A 15487-nucleotide genomic window follows, 5' to 3' on the forward strand; every position below is an offset into this window, starting at 1 on the left:
TTCGGCGGTGATTGGAATCCCCTCCGGGACCAAAAAGTTCACAATCGGCGGGTGCACGACGCCGGAAAGCACCACACGGGCTGTCCGTCCGTCCGCTGTTCCCGTCTCCGGAGCTATCCCCAGGGAACTAATCCGTTCCGCGGCCCGGCTCTCCGCCAGGTACTGCTGCACCGCCGCGGTCACGGCGCCGGGGTCCAGCCTAGCTGCCGGGGCATTCCCGGAGCCCGCCTCTGATCCTTGGACCTGCGACAGGGAAAAGGTGTCTGCTGCTGCGAGCGCTGCGCCGTCGGCGGCCGACAGCAGTTTTTTGTGCCCGAGGTAAACCGATGATGCCGCGGCCACAACCGTGATCACCAGCAGTGCCAGCAGGACGTATCCAATAACCAGAATGCCCACCTGCCCGGATTCCGGCTCCCAGTCCGCCCGGTCTGTCCTCATCCGAACCGCTCAACGGTCTGCATGGAGGTCGAATCGACCCGCACCGGTGCAAGGTCAACACCGGGGATCGAGGCAAAGACCGGAAGGGGAACGTCGAAGGCCACCGTGACTGTCACTGTCGAGCCGGGCGTACGGCAGGCGGCTGAGCAGGTTACGTCCATGTCCATCCCCGCCGCTTCGAAGCCGAAGTCAGCCAGTGCGAGTTCGGCGGCAGACCGGGCCTCTGCTTCGGGGGATCCGCCCGATCCGGCCGCCGCGTAAACCTTCGCGGCCTGGTCCGCGGCACCCACCACCGCATAGGCCGCACCCTGGACCTGGCCGGCAGCAACAATGAGGTACACCAGCGGCACCAGCAGCAGTACACCGAGGAAAACAAACTCCACCACGGCACTCCCCCGGCTATCGCCGTCGTCGCCTGCAGCCGCCCTAATCCGCCGTATCAGGCCAGTAGGCATGACCGGTCACCTCAATTCCTCCGCTGGGTCCGATCAGGCCGATGATCGGAAGCGGGGCGCTGACCCGGATCTGGAGCATGCCGGCGTTCCCGCCGCCCGTATGTGAGTAGCTGATGCCCTCCGCGAAGCCCGGGGACAGCGTCCCCGATATCAAGTCACGGGTGCGTTCCACCCCATCCTGCGGGCTGCGGTCCGCCAGGGTTCCGTATCGGGCACCTGATGCGGCAGCGTCAATGAGCGTATTGCGTACGTGCAGGACCAGGGCGAGCTGTACCACCGCGACAACGATCACCGTCAGCAGTGCACCCACCAGCACGAAGTCCACGACCGCTGACCCACCCTCACCGGGCCGGCCCGCTTCCGGCGCGGGGTTCAACCCCGGCCCGGGGCCCTCTGGCCCACCGGCCCCTTGCCTACTTCTGTACCTGGGCAATGGCGGCGTTAAAGAGCTGTTTGAGTGCCGGTTCCGCGATCGCAAGGATGGCGGCCACGAGCACAGCCGACATCAACGTAATCATCACCCAACCTGGCACGTCCCCACGTTCACGGTCGGGTTTGCCCGGCACCAGTGCAGCCATCAGCAGGCAGCGCAGGCGCAAGGCGAGCAGCAGAGGGAGGGAACTGATTCTGTTTCGGATGTGCATTGGAGCCCTTTCCTTGTGTTTGGGTCGGTGACGGTTAGGAGGCCTGGGCTGCTAGAGACCTAGCCTCAGCAAAGACAATCCCGGAAAAACAGCGAACAGCACGGTCAGTGGCAGTACTCCGAAGACCAGCGGCACCATCATTGCGATCTCCTTCTTCCCCGCTTCTTCCATGAGTTCGCGCTTAGCCAGGTCACGCACATCCTGTGCCTGTGCGCGCATAACATCCGCAAGCGGAGTGCCACGCTCGATAGCGACCGTGATGCCGTCCACGAAACGGGACAACGGTGCCAGCTGCGTCCGTTTGGAGAGATTGGCCAGTGCGCTCAGCAATGGGACGCCGGAGCGGGCTTCCGCCAACACCCGCTCAAATTCACCGGCCAGCTCACCATGTGCTGTCCGCGTGATCCTCTCCAACGCCCCTCCGGCACTCTCACCGGCGCCTACAGCCAGGGCCATCATCTCCGCCAGGCTGGGAAACTCTGCCAGCATCAGAGCCTCTCGCCGGTTGACCTCGCGGGTAAGGAGGTAATCACGCAGCAGGTAGCCCAGCACCCCGCCGGCAAGAGCCAGGACAGCGACGCCCGGCACCGCTACCCGTCCGTTCACCACCAGCCAGACCCCAATTACCCCGCCCGCCAGCAGCCCGGCTCCGGAGTACAGCAGCTGCTCAGAGCGGAACTCCAGCACGGTCCGTCCCTTTCCGGAACGCTCCAGCCGCCGGTGAAGCGCCGAAGCAGCCGGATTGATCCTATTCAGACTCAGGACGGCGTCGCGGAGCAGCGGACGGAAGACCCTTTCCAAGGGACCGAAGGGAGTGACGTCGGCTGGTGTGAGCAGGCGTGAGCCGTGGGCAGTGGCGCGAAGCTGCGGGGCGATGCGGTCGGCGAAGGTCCGCCGCCGGAGAAAGGGCAGCCGGACAACGGTGAGCCACAATCCGATTCCGAGCCCGGTGCCGGCAAGGAAAGCCTCAGGCCAGGCCACACTCATCTCAGGACTCGTTCATCGGCCGGCAGCGCACCGATGCGTAGCATCAGCCGGTAGCTTCCCACCGAGATCACCATTCCTGCCACAAGAACGACAGCTCCCGCAGCAGTGTTGTATGCGGCGACCGCTTCTGGCCGGCTGGCCATGAGCACAAGCACGATCCATGGTGCGGCCACGGCCAGCCGGGCAGCATTGACTGTCCAGGATTGGCGGGCCAAAAGCTCACTTCGGGTGCGGGCATTCTCGCGCAGAAACTCGGCGAGTGTACCCAGGAGCCGTCCCAGGTCTGATCCGCCCACCTGCCGGGTGATGCGCAGGGCTTCGATGATCCGGTCCCCTACCGGGTCCGCCAGCCTCTCCTTGAGATTGCCCAGCGCTTCGTCGAAGTGTCCGCCGGTCCGGTAGTCCGCGCCAAATTCACGGAATGGGGCCCGCAGTTCCTGGGGCCCGTTTTCTCCGAGCTGGATCAGCGCCTCCGGCAGGGACATGCCCGCCCGGATCGCCGAACGGAGATGGTCGACGGCGTCCGGCCACAGTTCCAGCAGCGATGCACTCCGCTTGCGCGCCTGCCAGCGCACTGCCGCTACCGGTACAGCACAGGCAAAAAGTCCAAAGCAGGCGCCGATGGCCAGTGATCGGGTGAGCAGCCAGACCACAAGCAGGATCAGCAGCCCGAAGACTCCGCTGCTGATCAGAAGTCCGGACGGCGTCACGCGGGTTACCCCGGATGCAGCCAGAAGCTCCTCAAGCTTGCCCTTGCGTTTCGGCTTCCCGGCTCGGGGCGGCAGTACCCAGCATGACCACCAGATAAGGTACAGACCGCCGCCCAGGACCAGCCCCGCAATAGTGCTCATGCGGCAGGTTCCAACAGCTCAGCGAGATTCATTCCGGCGCGTGCAAACTTCTCCGGTGAAGGCAGCGACGACGGGCTCGGAACCAGCCGCCCGTTCTCACGCTGGAAGACGAGGGAGGACTCGATAATGCCGTTCTCCACCCGCCGGCCCACCGCCAGGATCTCCGTGATTTCCCGCCGCCCGGTGGAGGCCCGGGCACAGTGCACCACCAGATCGATACAGGAAGCCACGGTGGGGACCACGAAGGAGCTGGAGATGTTGGCCCCCGCCAGCAGCGGGAGCGTCGAAATCTTGGTGACGGCGTCGTGCGCACTGTTGGCATGGACGGTGCACATCCCAGGCAAACCGGAATTCAAAGCGATCAGCATGTCCAGGCTCTCGGCTTCCCGAACCTCCCCCACGATCAGGCGGTCGGGACGCATGCGCAGCGCTTCCTTAACCAGCCGCCGAAGCGGGATCTCCCCTGTGCCCTCCAGGTTTGCCTGACGGCATTGAAGGCCAACGACGTCGCGCAGGGGCAGCTGGAGTTCGAAGATCTCCTCCACCGTCACTACCCGTTCACGGGCCCCGATGGAAGCCGCCAGACAATTGAGGAGTGTGGTCTTACCGGCTTGGGTGGCGCCCGAGACCAGGATGTTCAGGCCACCGGCCACGGCAGCCGACAGGAACCGCGCCGCCTGTGGCGTGAGGGTCCCGAGCTCCACCAGGTGTTCCAGGCGGCTGGCCCGGACGATGAACTTGCGGATATTGACCGCCCAGTGCCGGCGGGTGATGTCCGGGATTACCACGTGCAGGCGTGACCCGTCGGGCAGGGCCGCATCCACGAACGGAGAGGATAGGTCCAGGCGCCGGCCGGAGGACTTCAGCATCCGCTCCACGAGGTCCCGGACCTGTTCTGCGGTCAGTGTCAGGGCTGTCAGTTCCGACCGGCCATCCCGCGCAATGTAGATCTCGCCCGGCGAGTTGACCCAGATCTCTTCGATCGTTGGGTCGTCAAGGAGGGGCTGCAGGGCCCCATAGCCCGCGACGGCGTCGAACACTCTTTTCCGTGCCTGATCAAGTTTTCCCAGCGCCGGCAGCGATCCCAGGAGCGAGCGCTCGTCGTAGTCCTGGACCGCGGCCTCGACCAGCCGCCGGACCTCGGGAACCTGGCTGGCCGGATCCAGCCCGCGCACCCGGATGAGTTCGCGGACCTCATCCTCGACAATACGCACCGCTTCCATGGCTCCCCCGGGATCTCCGCAGCGATCGGCTGCGGGAACGAAACATATATAGCAGGCCAGTGCGGCCCTGCGGGTGAGGATAGGAGATTTCGCCCGTGCTGACGAGAGTGAAGGGTGCCTAATGTGGAAAACCCTTTCCTGCAGGACTAACCTGCCTGCGCCCAGGACCTCCAATAAGACGAGGAAGTGGTCGAATCACCGCTTCCTACGCCCCCCTGCTGCGATCACCACAAAAACCCGCGGGAACCGAAGTCAGGGCATAAAGATGGATGGCAATTCCCACCAACGGGCCAGCCAGCAGACTTACGCTGCAGCGTATTTCCGTAGAATACGGCAGCATCAGAAGGAGGAACGCGGACAGCGAGGCCGCTATCCATCCGAACATATATGACCGGTGCCTACCCATAGCCAAGAGGGCCATGCCTAGGAGGGTTAGGACGGCGACTCCGGCTGCCGATAAGGTTAGTGCGGCCAGAACCCATCCCTGGATCCGATAGTCACCGCCGAGTAGGGTCATAAACCAGGGGCCGAGCGACCAGGCCAGTGCAGCACCACCGAAGCCCAAAAGGATAACTCCCAGGATCGGGCGTGATAGCTTCCGCCATCCTTCACCGTTATCAGCCCTAAGCACCATGTTGATGATGGCACCCTGGAATGCCACCAGCGGAAGCATGATCGGAGCCCGAGTCAGAGAAATGGCCAACAGGACCGGCGCTGAAAGCGCGAACTCCTCTGGAGCCGTAGTGACTTTCACGAGCAGTGGGTACGAGACCACAAGAGCAGCGGAGGCGGCAGCAGAGGCACACGACTGCGCCGTACGCCGTAGCAGCGCCCGCAAAGGGACATCCGCATGGGCGCGGATGCATTGGCGGGCTACTGACGAGCAGGCGAGAAGTAACGGGCAAGCCAGTAGTGCCGCTAAGGTAGCCGTCTCAAGACCCAGCAATCCCAGGCCCACACCCGCCGCCACAGCTATGGCTCCTAGCCGGAACACCGCTTCCATCAATACGAGCAAGGAGTAGGGACCCCACTGGTCCGTAGCTTGCAAGGCGCCCGCTAAGCCTCCCTGCATCGAGAACGCTAAGCTCGTAAAGATCAGAATGGCAACGATCGGCCACTGATGGGTCGCGCTTCCGATGCTGGAAGAAATGCTCACAGCCGCAATCAAGCCAGCGAGCACACTGCCGCTTATCAAGGCATTCATTGCTATCGAGCCACCCGGTGGGGCAGCCGGCTTCATCCGTCGTCGTCCGATCGCCCGGGTTGTTTCGGCGGTAACGCCGCTGAGGACGCCGTAGACGGCAAAAAGCGCAGCCCAGAATGCTAGAAATTCGGCGTTGGCAGGCCCTGAGAGCGCCCTGGCTGCAACTAATAGGATGAAGAAACCCGACGCTGCAGAGAACCCGGAAACGATGCCGACCGCCGTCGCCTGCTTCGAGTCGATGCCGGGCACTCGATTTCTCCTTGCCACGAATCCATCTTCACTTGCGGCTCAGCTTGCCCTTAGATGCGGACTCACGCAACTGAAACCGGGTGAGACCCTACGCGTGCCACGATGCAGACGCCACAATTGGAAGACCTGCGGGCCACTTGTTTGCTCCACGTTTCCACTCCAGCCGGACGGAAAGCCAAAGCCATGGAGAACATCGATGTGCTGCTCCCGTATTACGGGAACGTTGACCACTTGAAAACCGCCACCGAAAGCGTACTCAAACAAGATTATCCGAGCTGGCGCCTGATTGTCCTCGATGACGCCTATCCGGACGAAGAGCCCGCCCGATGGTTCGCATCGATGTCGGATTCCAGGGTGACCTATATCCAGAATGGAACAAACCTCGGCGCGAACCGAAACTTTCAAAAGGCGTTGGATCTGGCAGAAGCACCGATAGTCGTCATTATGGGAGCCGACGATGTGATGCTCCCGGCCTACCTACGGACTGTTTCAGCCGCGCTGGTTGCACACCCCGAATGCGCTGTCGTGCAGCCCGGTGTGGACGTGATCGACTACAACGGCGACCGAATATCCACTGTCACGGACATCGTCAAATGGTTAGCCGCTCCCTCTCCGCGGCCCGAATTGACTATTTGCGGTCAAGACATGGCCACCAGCCTCTTGCATGCAGGTTGGCATTATTTTCCGGCTCTCGCTTGGCGAACCGAGACAATCCAAAAGTTCGGCTTCAAGCAGGAGTACGACGTCGTACAGGATCTCGCCCTGTTGATGGACATCGCCGCATCCGGAGGATCCATGGTCGTGGTACGCGACATCGTCTTCCAGTATCGGCGGCATCCTCAATCCGATTCGTCAGTACGTGCGGGCGACGGCCGGCGATTTACCGAGGAAAAAGCTTTCTTTCGCTGCGAAGCGAAGCGCTTTCGCACCATGGGTTGGGGCAAAGCTGCGTTGGCAGCCGATCTACATTGGACGTCGCGTCTCCATGCCCTTCTGCTGCTTGCTCGCGCCACCGCCCACCCGATGTCCGGGACCATCGGCCCCCTAGTGAGGCACGTCTTTACTTAAACTGCCGATGGGAACATTTGCCCCCGTCGTCTTTTTCGTAGCCTCTTCCTGGTGCAGGATATGGGTGGCCAACGGGTTCTTCGTAACGTGGATGCCACTCCTGCCGCCCAGACCAGCCAATACGTCAGTCTCACCGCGAATAGACGGGGGGCATCATAGTTCTGGAGCACGAGAGTATCGACGTTTTCCTTGGCCTGGACGTCGGCAACACCGGCCACCACGCCGTGGCTCTGAACCGGGCCGGCAAAAGCTCTACGACGCAGCCCTGCCACACGACGAAACGAAGATGCGGTACATCAACACCAACCTTTCCGGCCACGGGAACGTCCTCGTGGTCGTGGACCAGCCCGCGAGCATCGGCGCCCTGCCCGCCCCAGTGACCGCGACGCCGGAGCAACCGTGGGTTATCTGCTCGGGCTGGCGATGCGCAGGATCGCGGACCTGCACCCCGGCCAGGCAAAGACCGATGAGCCGCCAAACGTCTCACCGACGTCATGTTCACCGCCCTGGGTGAGCAGACAGCTGTTGTCGTAGGCACCGGCGCGGCCGGGATCGTGCTGCCGAAACTAGCCGAGCAGCTTCTGTCTCTGCGCCGTCAGCACGACGAGATCACGGCCCAGGTCGAGGCTCTCGTGGAGGCCCACCCTCATCACGAGGTCCTGACCTCGATACCGGCTGCAGTGTCAGGACCTGCGCCCGGATCCTCACCGAAGTCACCGGCAAGCACTTCGCGTCCGCCGCCCACCTCCGCGACAGAACCCGTTACGAAGACCCGGGTCCCAGGCAGCTGCCCTCAGCGGCTTGACGATAACCATAGAGGCAGCCCCAAATCACCCCAGTTCGCTGTGTCAGGGCGCTGTTTGCAGTGCATACAGCACCCTTTGCGAATCCTTTCGGGACATGCCCAACGGGCGCGGCGAATCCAATATGCAGTCATATACGCTTTAGCTGGTCCAACAACAAATTGCTGGTTATGTTCTGTGCGGTGTGGAGAAAGCCCTTGAAGAAATCCCAAATTTTCCGGATAGGTACCACTGCGCTCGCGTTGGCGCTCTGCTCTGCCTCTCTCAGCCCGGCGTATGCCGGTTCGGCTAAGTCCGCAGCTGAAAGCAGGGTTCTCTCTCCGGGAAGAGTATCGCTCGAAGGCACTCAGACACCTTTGCCTCCCACCATTTCGCCAGCCCCCACCCCCAGCCCCGACGACCACGCCGCCGGCATCCCTGCCGAAACTCCACGCTCCGTGGATCCGGCTGTGGAAGAGCAACAGCCGGATCCCCCTTCTCCGGACGCCTATGCGCTCCAGGGATCACTCCTCGAAGAAGTCGGCCCGCTCGGCGCCCATATGGGGCAGGGGCTGGAACGGCTCCTGACCACAGGCAACCCCCAAGTTGCCACCCCGGAGGAAAAGCAACTACGTACAGCCGCCGACGCCGGTACATTGCCGGAGCCTCAAACCGTACTCCCAAGCTCGGCAGCCACGCAGGACGGCCTGTCCGAGGTATCGATGTCCGACACAACCGTGGCACCGGCTGCCCTTACCCTTGAACCGACTGCGCAGACCATCTCCCCAGCGGCGAACTGGCGACCTTCGGGTATCCAAGGCATGGATGTCAGCAGCTACCAGAAGAATGTCGATTGGGCTGCGGCTTGGAACCAGCAAGCGCGGTTCGCTTATGTCAAGGCGACCGAAGGAACCTACTACAAGAACGACTATTACGGGCAGCAATACAATGGTTCCGCCAACGTAGGAATGATCCGCGGGGCCTACCACTTTGCTATTCCCAGTCTTACCGAAAGTGGAAGTGCGCAAGCCAACTTTTTTGTGGATAACGGTGGCGGTTGGCGCTCGGATACCAAGACACTTCCGCCGCTGTTGGACATTGAGTACAACCCGTACCCATCGCTGGGCAACACCTGTTATAACTTGTCGGCGTCGCAGATGGTCTCGTGGCTGGAGTCATTCTCCGGCACCGTCCTCGCTCGCACCGGCGTTCTCCCGATGATCTACACCACCACTGATTGGTGGCGAACCTGCACCGGAAACTCGGCACAGTTCGCTGACCACCGGCTCCACATCGCCAATTACAACACCGTGGGTGCGGGCCCTCTGCCCAGTGGGTGGTCTTCCTATAGCATCTGGCAGTACAGCAGCTCAGGTCCCTTCGTTGGCGATTCCAACGTATGGAACGGGGACTGGGCAAGTCTCGAGGCAGCCACCCGTTTTGACGTATCGCAGAGCTTCCGCGCGGTCCGGGACGCCAACGCACTGGGGAATCCCACCTCGAAGCAGGTCTGCGGGCTGGTGAACGGCGGCTGCCTCCAAGACTTCCAAAACGGCACCATCTATGCGACCCCGTCCAGCGGCGTACGCGCCGTCAGCGGTTCCATCCGTTCCGCCTGGTGGGCCACCGGCGGACAGGGCGGCCCATACGGCTACCCCATCTCCGATCAGGTCTGCGGGCTGGTGAACGGCGGCTGCCTCCAGGACTTCCAAAACGGCACCTTCTACACCACACCCGCCCACGGAACCCGCGGCATCAGCGGGAGCATCCGTTCCGCTTGGTGGGCCACCGGCGCACAGAACGGACCCCACGGCTACCCCATCTCCGATCTGGTCTGCGGCCTAAAGGACGGCGGCTGCCTCCAGGACTTCCAAACCGGGACATACTATGCCACACCGAAAATCGCTGCCCGGGCAGTGACCGGGTCTATCCGCTCTGCGTGGTGGGCCACCGGCGGACAGAACGGACCCCACGGCTACCCGACCTCTAACCAGGTCTGCGGGCTCAAGGGCGGCGGCTGCCTTCAGGACTTCCAAAACGGGACCTTCTACATCACGCCATCCAACGGCACCCGGGGAGTCAGCGGCAGCATACGCTCGGCCTGGTGGGCCGCAGGCGGCCAGAACAGTTCCTACGGCTACCCAACCTCAGACCAGATCTGCACGAGCAACGGCGACTGTCGACAGGATTTCCAGAACGGATCGATCTGGAAATGACCCCGACGCACGGTTGGGCGCCAGTAGCCCCCAGCCCGCACCTATCCCCAGCCGGAACCTAAGAGAGTCATTGGTATGATGGCGTCGATGCCTTCCATAACCCGAACCCTAGTGATCATTCCTGCCTGGAATGAAGAAGCGGCCCTCCCGGAAACCATCCGAGAGATCAAGCAGGCTGCCCCGCACTGCGACATCCTGGTCGTCGACGACGGATCAACCGACGGTACCCGGCAAAGCGCTTTGTCATCCGGAGTGAACGTCCTCTCGCTGCCCTTTAACCTCGGTGTGGGAGGTGCAATGCGTGCTGGATTTAAGTACGCGTCTTGGCGAGACTACGACGCTGTCATCCAGGTGGACGCCGATGGACAGCATGATCCCCGGGATATCGGCCGGGTGCTTGAGGGGCTTGATCGCGCCGACATCGCCATCGGCGCGCGGTTCGCAGACCGAGGCAGCTATGAGGTACGCGGACCCAGGAAATGGGCAATGCAATTCCTGGCTGGCGTGATGTCCCGCCTAGCCAAGTCCAAACTGACAGATGTGACTTCTGGCTTTCGCGCGGGCAACCGGAGGGCCATCCGGCAATACCTTGAGCACTACCCGGCAGAGTACCTCGGTGACACGATCGACTCGCTCGTAGTGGCCATCCGAAGTGGCTGCTCGGTCACGCAGGTGCCGGTGGAAATGCGCCCGCGCCAAGCCGGAGTACCGAGCCACAATCCGCTAAAGTCAACTATCTATCTCGCGCGCTCAGGTATGGCGTTGCTTCTGGCCCTGACTCGAAAACGAACCGCGATCCCCTCCACAGAAAGCAAGTCCTAATGTCAGCAGGCAGCGCAATAACCTTCATCCTTGCGTTCCTCACGGTCGCTCTGGTGTTCCGTATGCTCAGACGCGGGCAGTTGCGGGAAAAATACGCCATCCTGTGGCTGTCATTGGGCCTAGTGACACTCGTGTTGACCGCTTTCCCCCAAATACTTCTTTGGACAAGCCAGCTGCTCGGAGTGCAGGTTCCGGCTAATCTCATTTTCGCGGTTGCCCTGTCCCTGCTGGTGGGAGTCTCGCTGCATTTGTCCTGGGAGCTATCGACGGTGGAGGAAGAAGCCAGGATCCTGGCTGAGGATGTGGGCATCCTGCGCACCACAGTTTCCCTCCTCGAGAATGATCTCCGCAGCCTTGCGCGCAGCATTGACCGCCCCTCAGAGGACTCTGACTGCACGGACCAAAGGAACTAATTGTCTGCTCCACTCCCCCGCCACATTGCTTTCCTGGTCAACAATTACCCACCCAAGGTGGGCGGATTGGAGCAGCATGTTTACGCTCTGGCGAAAAGCCTGGCCAGTCTGGGTATCCGGGTAACTGTTGTTGCCCTGGGACGCAACATCGGAGACTGGGATGATGGGGGAATCGACGTCGTCCGACTGCGGGCGACTCCCATGGTTGCCGGAGTCCTTTCCTGGCCGATGCCGGGAACTGGACTCCGTCTGGGACGGTACCTACGCTCCATTGGCGTCACACATATCTCTACCCACACTCGGTTCTTCCCGATGTCCTTCGTTGGCGTCCGGGTTGGCCGACGGCTGAAGCTCCCCGTCATCCACACGGAGCACGGTTCGGACTATGTCCGCGGGGTCTCCCCGTTCGTCGGCCTGGCAAGCAAGCTCGTGGACCGGACTCTTGGCCGCTACGTGCTCAAGAATGCAACCACTGTTCTAGCCATCTCAGAATCTGCCCAGGACTTCGTGCATCGGCTCTCCGGCCGCACAGCCACCGTTTTCCACAACGCCATCGATGTACATGCCTTTGCCCGCAGCGAATCGGCGGTCCCTGCTAAGAAACTCGTTTTCCTCGGCCGGATTGTTCCCGGAAAAGGCTGGGAGCGTGCCCTCGCCGTGGCCAAGGACGTGCTTGCGTCCCACCCGGGCGCCTCAATGCACTTCATCGGCGACGGCGCGGAACGAGCCTCTTTGGAGGCTGCGGTCTCACAGCTTTCCTTTAGGGGCCGGATACATGTGCATGGCTACCTTCGAGCGCCTGAGATCCGTGAGGTACTCAGCGATTCCATCCTTTTGAACCCGACGACACTAGCCGAAGGTTTCCAGACCACCCTGTTGGAAGCTATTACAGCTGGGGCGGCTATCGTGAGCACCCCGGTGACTGCTGCGGTCCACCTTGCTGAACAGACTCCCGCCGTGGTTGTCGTCAACGAGGACAGCGACGCACCTTGGATCGACGCAACGCAGCGGTTCCTGGCCGAAGGCTGGCCTGCCGCACCGGCCGAGTTCATTTCATCCTTTGATTGGTCTACACGCGGCAGGGAATACGTCGCTGTCCTGGAACCGCGTTGAGCACCAACAGCCTTCGGGGCAGCCGGTGAAGGCGGCCAAGTTCAAGCTCCTCCTCCAGACTGCCTGCGGAGCCCTGGCTTCGGCGCTGGTTCCAATTCTGGCGTTACTGACCCTCGACGCCGCCGAGTACGGCATCTTTTCCCTCGGCTACCTCATGTTTGCCTTTGGCTGGTCACTTGAGCTTTCGGTGATCTGCGATACGTGGGCGCGGTCGATACGCAAACAAATGCTCCCCAACGGCTGGCGGGAAGTCAGCCATGCGCTCCTTCAGTTGTGCTTCTTCGCGGGCATACTCGGCGGACTCGTCGTTTTCTTCGTCTTCGGACAAACGGCTAACGCCATCGCCATGGGGCTCGCTGTCCTCTTCAATCTGTACCGTCTGGGCGGCCGCTTCTTCACTGCCGCCTCTGCCCACCCCGGCCGTGCCGCCGTCTCGGATGCGCTGACCGTAGTCGTCTTCATCGCGAGCTGGACGGTGGGGCTGCTACTGGGGCATAGCGACCTTCTTCCGTTCTCGGTGGCCTGGGCGCTGTCGAACCTGGTTGGGGCCCTGGTCTTTCTGCCACCCAGGGGTGGACGTCCCTACGGTATCGGGAGCTGGATCCGTTCGCATGGGAAGACCATCAAGCCCTTGCTAACCGATTCCGTACTCCTGGATGTGGGGGCCATTGTCGTACCGACTCTCTTCGCACCGGCTCTGGGTCCAGCAAACTTCGGTATCTACCGTGGCATCGCCAGCGTCGCTACACCCGTGCAACTATTACTGGATCCCCTCCGGCCCGTCCTCTCGCAGGTCCCAGCCAAAACGTCCAGCAGCACTAAGGTTCTGGCCGGTGTGCTAGGAGCCGCTGCGGTCCTTTCGGCAGCCTGCTACCTAGTGCTCGTCGCCGCGGTGCCCCGGACATTCCTGAGCGCTACCGTTCTGGGTAGCGTCGCAGCCTTCGCCCTGCCGGCGTCGTTGTTCGTAGCCTCGAACCTGTTTGGCCACTTCTTTTACGTCTGCGCGCGTGGCCAGCTTGAGCCGCGCCGGCTCTACACCGGACGCGTTTTCCAAACGGTGCTGAGCGTTCTCCTGCCCACCGTGGGCCTTCTGGCCAATGGACTCTCCGGGGCCATCTGGGGGTTCACCTTCGCCAGTGTGGCATCTTCCGTCTTCTGGTACGTCCTGCTCAAACGGCAGGCTACGGCAGCCGTTCCTGTCGAACCGCCCGTCTAGCTGTACTGACCTGAGGGGTTAGGCACGCGGCTGGCTGGCGGCTGGCCTTTGAGCTGGATTGGGCCGGTACGGGCGGGGGAACTTGCGCTTGATACCCGGCAGCGGCGTGTTCGTGGCAGCGGATGACCCTGCCCGTGGCCCGGTCCTGACAGGTGAGCCGTCCCAGAGCGAGCGGGAAAGCACTCGGTGCGTGGTCGAGGGATGGGTGCCCAGCCGGTCTCCGATTTTCGCCGGCCCCCCACCGTCTTTTCACGCGCAGACTGATGATGTGTCGCTCGGTGCGCGCGCATGTCCGGCCCGGGCTGTGATGCGGCCGGCAGAAACGGTCGGCCATGCCTGCCGGTCCCAGCTCACGGTAGCGTGCCGCCCGCCGTGCTGCAGTCGTGGCCGAGACCTGAAAGCGTTCGGCCGCCCGTAGTGAAGACCATTTGGTCCTCCACGATGCAGCGCGCCAGGAGCAGGCGTCCTCGGGGCGTAAGAGTGGCATCAGCATGAGACATGGAAGACCTCCGGACTGGAGTGCTCTAGACAAGCTCCACCTCGCCCGAGGTCTTTCTCATGTCACCATGCCTCGCCGTAGCTGCCCTAACGTCCGTGGTCAGTACATCTAGCCGGGAGCTCGGACCCCAGCGCCTCCGGTGTCCGCGTCAGCCCAGGACTGCCTCCAGCCACACATCCCGCCAAGCCTGGAAGCTAAAATGCTCCCTCACAGTGGAGTAGGCGCTGGCTCCGAGGCTGGCACGCTCGGCTTCGCTGGTGTCCAGGAAATCATGGAGCGAGGCTTCCCACCCGTCCAGCGTGTCCGCTGCCGAACCGCCCATGGCGGCAAGCACAGACCTATTCGTACCCACGGGGCTGCCGATCACAGGAAGAGCCGCGGCACCGTACTGCAGCAGTTTATAGGCACATTTTCCCCGCGCAAACGGTTCATCTACGAGCGGCATGATTCCAAGGTCGGCGTCACGAAGTTCACGCGCGAACCCCTGCTCGGACCAGGGTACACGTTCGACTATGCCATCCAATGGTCCCAGGGAGCGCGTCCCTGCGCTGATCACGCGCAGCCGAATGGGCCTGACCCGATGTACCCGCAGCAGGGCCTCGGCGATGGGCCGCAAAAATTGCTCGGTTGCAGGAGACCCAAGCCACACAAGCGTGGGCACCTCGTTAAGGGCATAGTCCGTTTTTTTCGGGTACAGCTCAGGGTTCACACAACTTGGGATCATAGTCACGTTGCGTGAGTACTTTGACGCTTCGTCAGCAAGGTAATCATTCCCTGCGATAACCACATCTGCAGCCTCCACGGAGCGGCGCCACACTTTGTCCTTGGGCCACAGGCTATAAGGAAACGGTGCCGCCGAGTGGAAGATCGCGTCGTCGAAGTCATAGACAGAGGATGCTGCACGCTTCAGCAGCCGTGCCTCCAGCCGACCGTTGCTCAGAGGTGAGGCCTCACGGCTCATCAGCAGCACCCCGGGAATCCGGCGCGAAGCCAGTCGACGAAGGGCCACTTCCGAGCCCAAGGCCTTGTCCGCGTTGTGGGCCAGCGTTGACATGCTGTTATCACCTTGATCGGTGTAGGTGTACTTCCGAGCCTCCAGTCCAAGGAAGTCGAGCCACTCGTAGATCCGAACGCGGGCGCTGCTGCCCTTTCGGCCATAGCTTGCGACCGTGGTCAGGGCGGCGGGGGTACTCATGACGCAGGCTCTCCGTTTGCGAGGTACTCGGCCAGCCGTTCGTGCGCCGGGGCGGGCGTGAACCCCGTGGAGCGCAGCCGTTCGAGGTCCAGCTGACTGTGCAGGGGGCGTG

The 15487-nt window shown here is 62.5% G+C and carries 16 protein-coding genes and 2 pseudogenes; 7 read left to right on the forward strand and 11 right to left on the reverse strand.

What is annotated here, in order from left to right; translation table 11 throughout:
* The 8 genes from RTN46_RS12035 to RTN46_RS12070 all read right to left on the reverse strand — a co-directional run.
* The coding region (locus RTN46_RS12035) for a pilus assembly protein TadG-related protein (RefSeq protein ID WP_312181674.1) at nt 1-438 on the reverse strand (438 nt) is incomplete at its 3' end.
* The gene (locus RTN46_RS12040) at nt 435-824 is read right to left on the reverse strand and encodes a hypothetical protein (protein WP_312181675.1); all 390 of its coding nucleotides are present in this window, start codon (nt 822-824) and stop codon (nt 435-437) included. The genes RTN46_RS12035 and RTN46_RS12040, both read right to left, overlap by 4 nt.
* Before the next feature lie 40 nt (nt 825-864).
* The gene (locus RTN46_RS12045; protein WP_312181677.1) at nt 865-1218 is read right to left on the reverse strand and encodes a TadE/TadG family type IV pilus assembly protein; all 354 of its coding nucleotides are present in this window, start codon (nt 1216-1218) and stop codon (nt 865-867) included.
* Between the two features lie 88 nt (nt 1219-1306).
* A complete protein-coding gene (locus RTN46_RS12050) occupies nt 1307-1537 on the reverse strand; it encodes a hypothetical protein (protein ID WP_312181706.1) in 231 nt (76 codons plus the stop codon).
* 51 nt (nt 1538-1588) lie between these two features.
* Nucleotides 1589-2524, reverse strand: coding sequence for a type II secretion system F family protein (locus tag RTN46_RS12055; protein ID WP_312181679.1), 936 nt, complete (start codon nt 2522-2524; stop codon nt 1589-1591).
* Nucleotides 2521-3375 (reverse strand): type II secretion system F family protein, encoded by an 855-nt coding sequence (locus RTN46_RS12060; RefSeq protein ID WP_312181681.1) that lies wholly within the window; start codon nt 3373-3375, stop codon nt 2521-2523. The genes RTN46_RS12055 and RTN46_RS12060 overlap by 4 nt, the downstream gene beginning before the upstream one ends.
* A complete protein-coding gene (locus RTN46_RS12065; RefSeq protein ID WP_312181682.1) occupies nt 3372-4598 on the reverse strand; it encodes an ATPase, T2SS/T4P/T4SS family in 1227 nt (408 codons plus the stop codon). The genes RTN46_RS12060 and RTN46_RS12065 overlap by 4 nt, the downstream gene beginning before the upstream one ends.
* 205 nt (nt 4599-4803) lie before the next feature.
* Nucleotides 4804-6051 carry a hypothetical protein gene (locus tag RTN46_RS12070; protein ID WP_312181683.1) on the reverse strand — a complete coding sequence of 416 codons (1248 nt, stop codon included), beginning with the start codon at nt 6049-6051 and terminating at the stop codon, nt 4804-4806.
* A 183-nt stretch (nt 6052-6234) separates the two neighbouring features.
* Between RTN46_RS12070 and RTN46_RS12075 the strand changes: the two genes are divergently transcribed.
* The 7 genes and pseudogenes from RTN46_RS12075 to RTN46_RS12105 all read left to right on the forward strand — a co-directional run bounded on the left by RTN46_RS12075 (nt 6235) and on the right by RTN46_RS12105 (nt 13681).
* Entirely contained in the window at nt 6235-7119 is an 885-nt protein-coding gene (locus RTN46_RS12075; protein WP_312181685.1) for a glycosyltransferase, read from the forward strand.
* 152 nt (nt 7120-7271) lie between these two features.
* Nucleotides 7272-7867, forward strand: a pseudogene (locus tag RTN46_RS12080) (transposase); the annotation flags it as partial.
* Between the two features lie 504 nt (nt 7868-8371).
* Entirely contained in the window at nt 8372-10117 is a 1746-nt protein-coding gene (locus tag RTN46_RS12085; protein WP_312181687.1) for a GH25 family lysozyme, read from the forward strand.
* A 78-nt stretch (nt 10118-10195) separates the two neighbouring features.
* Complete coding sequence (locus RTN46_RS12090; protein WP_312181704.1) at nt 10196-10939, forward strand: glycosyltransferase family 2 protein; 744 nt, start codon at nt 10196-10198, stop codon at nt 10937-10939.
* Complete coding sequence (locus tag RTN46_RS12095; protein WP_312181689.1) at nt 10939-11352, forward strand: DUF2304 domain-containing protein; 414 nt, start codon at nt 10939-10941, stop codon at nt 11350-11352. The genes RTN46_RS12090 and RTN46_RS12095 overlap by 1 nt, the downstream gene beginning before the upstream one ends.
* Nucleotides 11353-12465, forward strand: coding sequence for a glycosyltransferase family 4 protein (locus tag RTN46_RS12100; protein WP_312181691.1), 1113 nt, complete (start codon nt 11353-11355; stop codon nt 12463-12465).
* Between the two features lie 25 nt (nt 12466-12490).
* Nucleotides 12491-13681, forward strand: a complete 1191-nt coding sequence (locus tag RTN46_RS12105) for a hypothetical protein (RefSeq protein ID WP_312181693.1) — start codon at nt 12491-12493, stop codon at nt 13679-13681.
* 94 nt (nt 13682-13775) lie between these two features.
* Here the strand turns inward: RTN46_RS12105 and RTN46_RS12110 are convergent.
* The 3 genes and pseudogenes from RTN46_RS12110 to RTN46_RS12120 all read right to left on the reverse strand — a co-directional run.
* Nucleotides 13776-14181 (reverse strand): annotated as a pseudogene (locus RTN46_RS12110) (leucine zipper domain-containing protein); the annotation flags it as partial.
* Between the two features lie 147 nt (nt 14182-14328).
* The gene (locus RTN46_RS12115; protein ID WP_312181695.1) at nt 14329-15375 is read right to left on the reverse strand and encodes a hypothetical protein; all 1047 of its coding nucleotides are present in this window, start codon (nt 15373-15375) and stop codon (nt 14329-14331) included.
* Nucleotides 15372-15487 (reverse strand): hypothetical protein (locus RTN46_RS12120; protein ID WP_312181705.1); only part of this gene is annotated, 116 nt, incomplete at its 5' end. The genes RTN46_RS12115 and RTN46_RS12120, both read right to left, overlap by 4 nt.

Source organism: Arthrobacter sp., from assembly GCF_031988865.1.
Classification (GTDB): Bacteria; Actinomycetota; Actinomycetes; order Actinomycetales; family Micrococcaceae; genus Arthrobacter_B.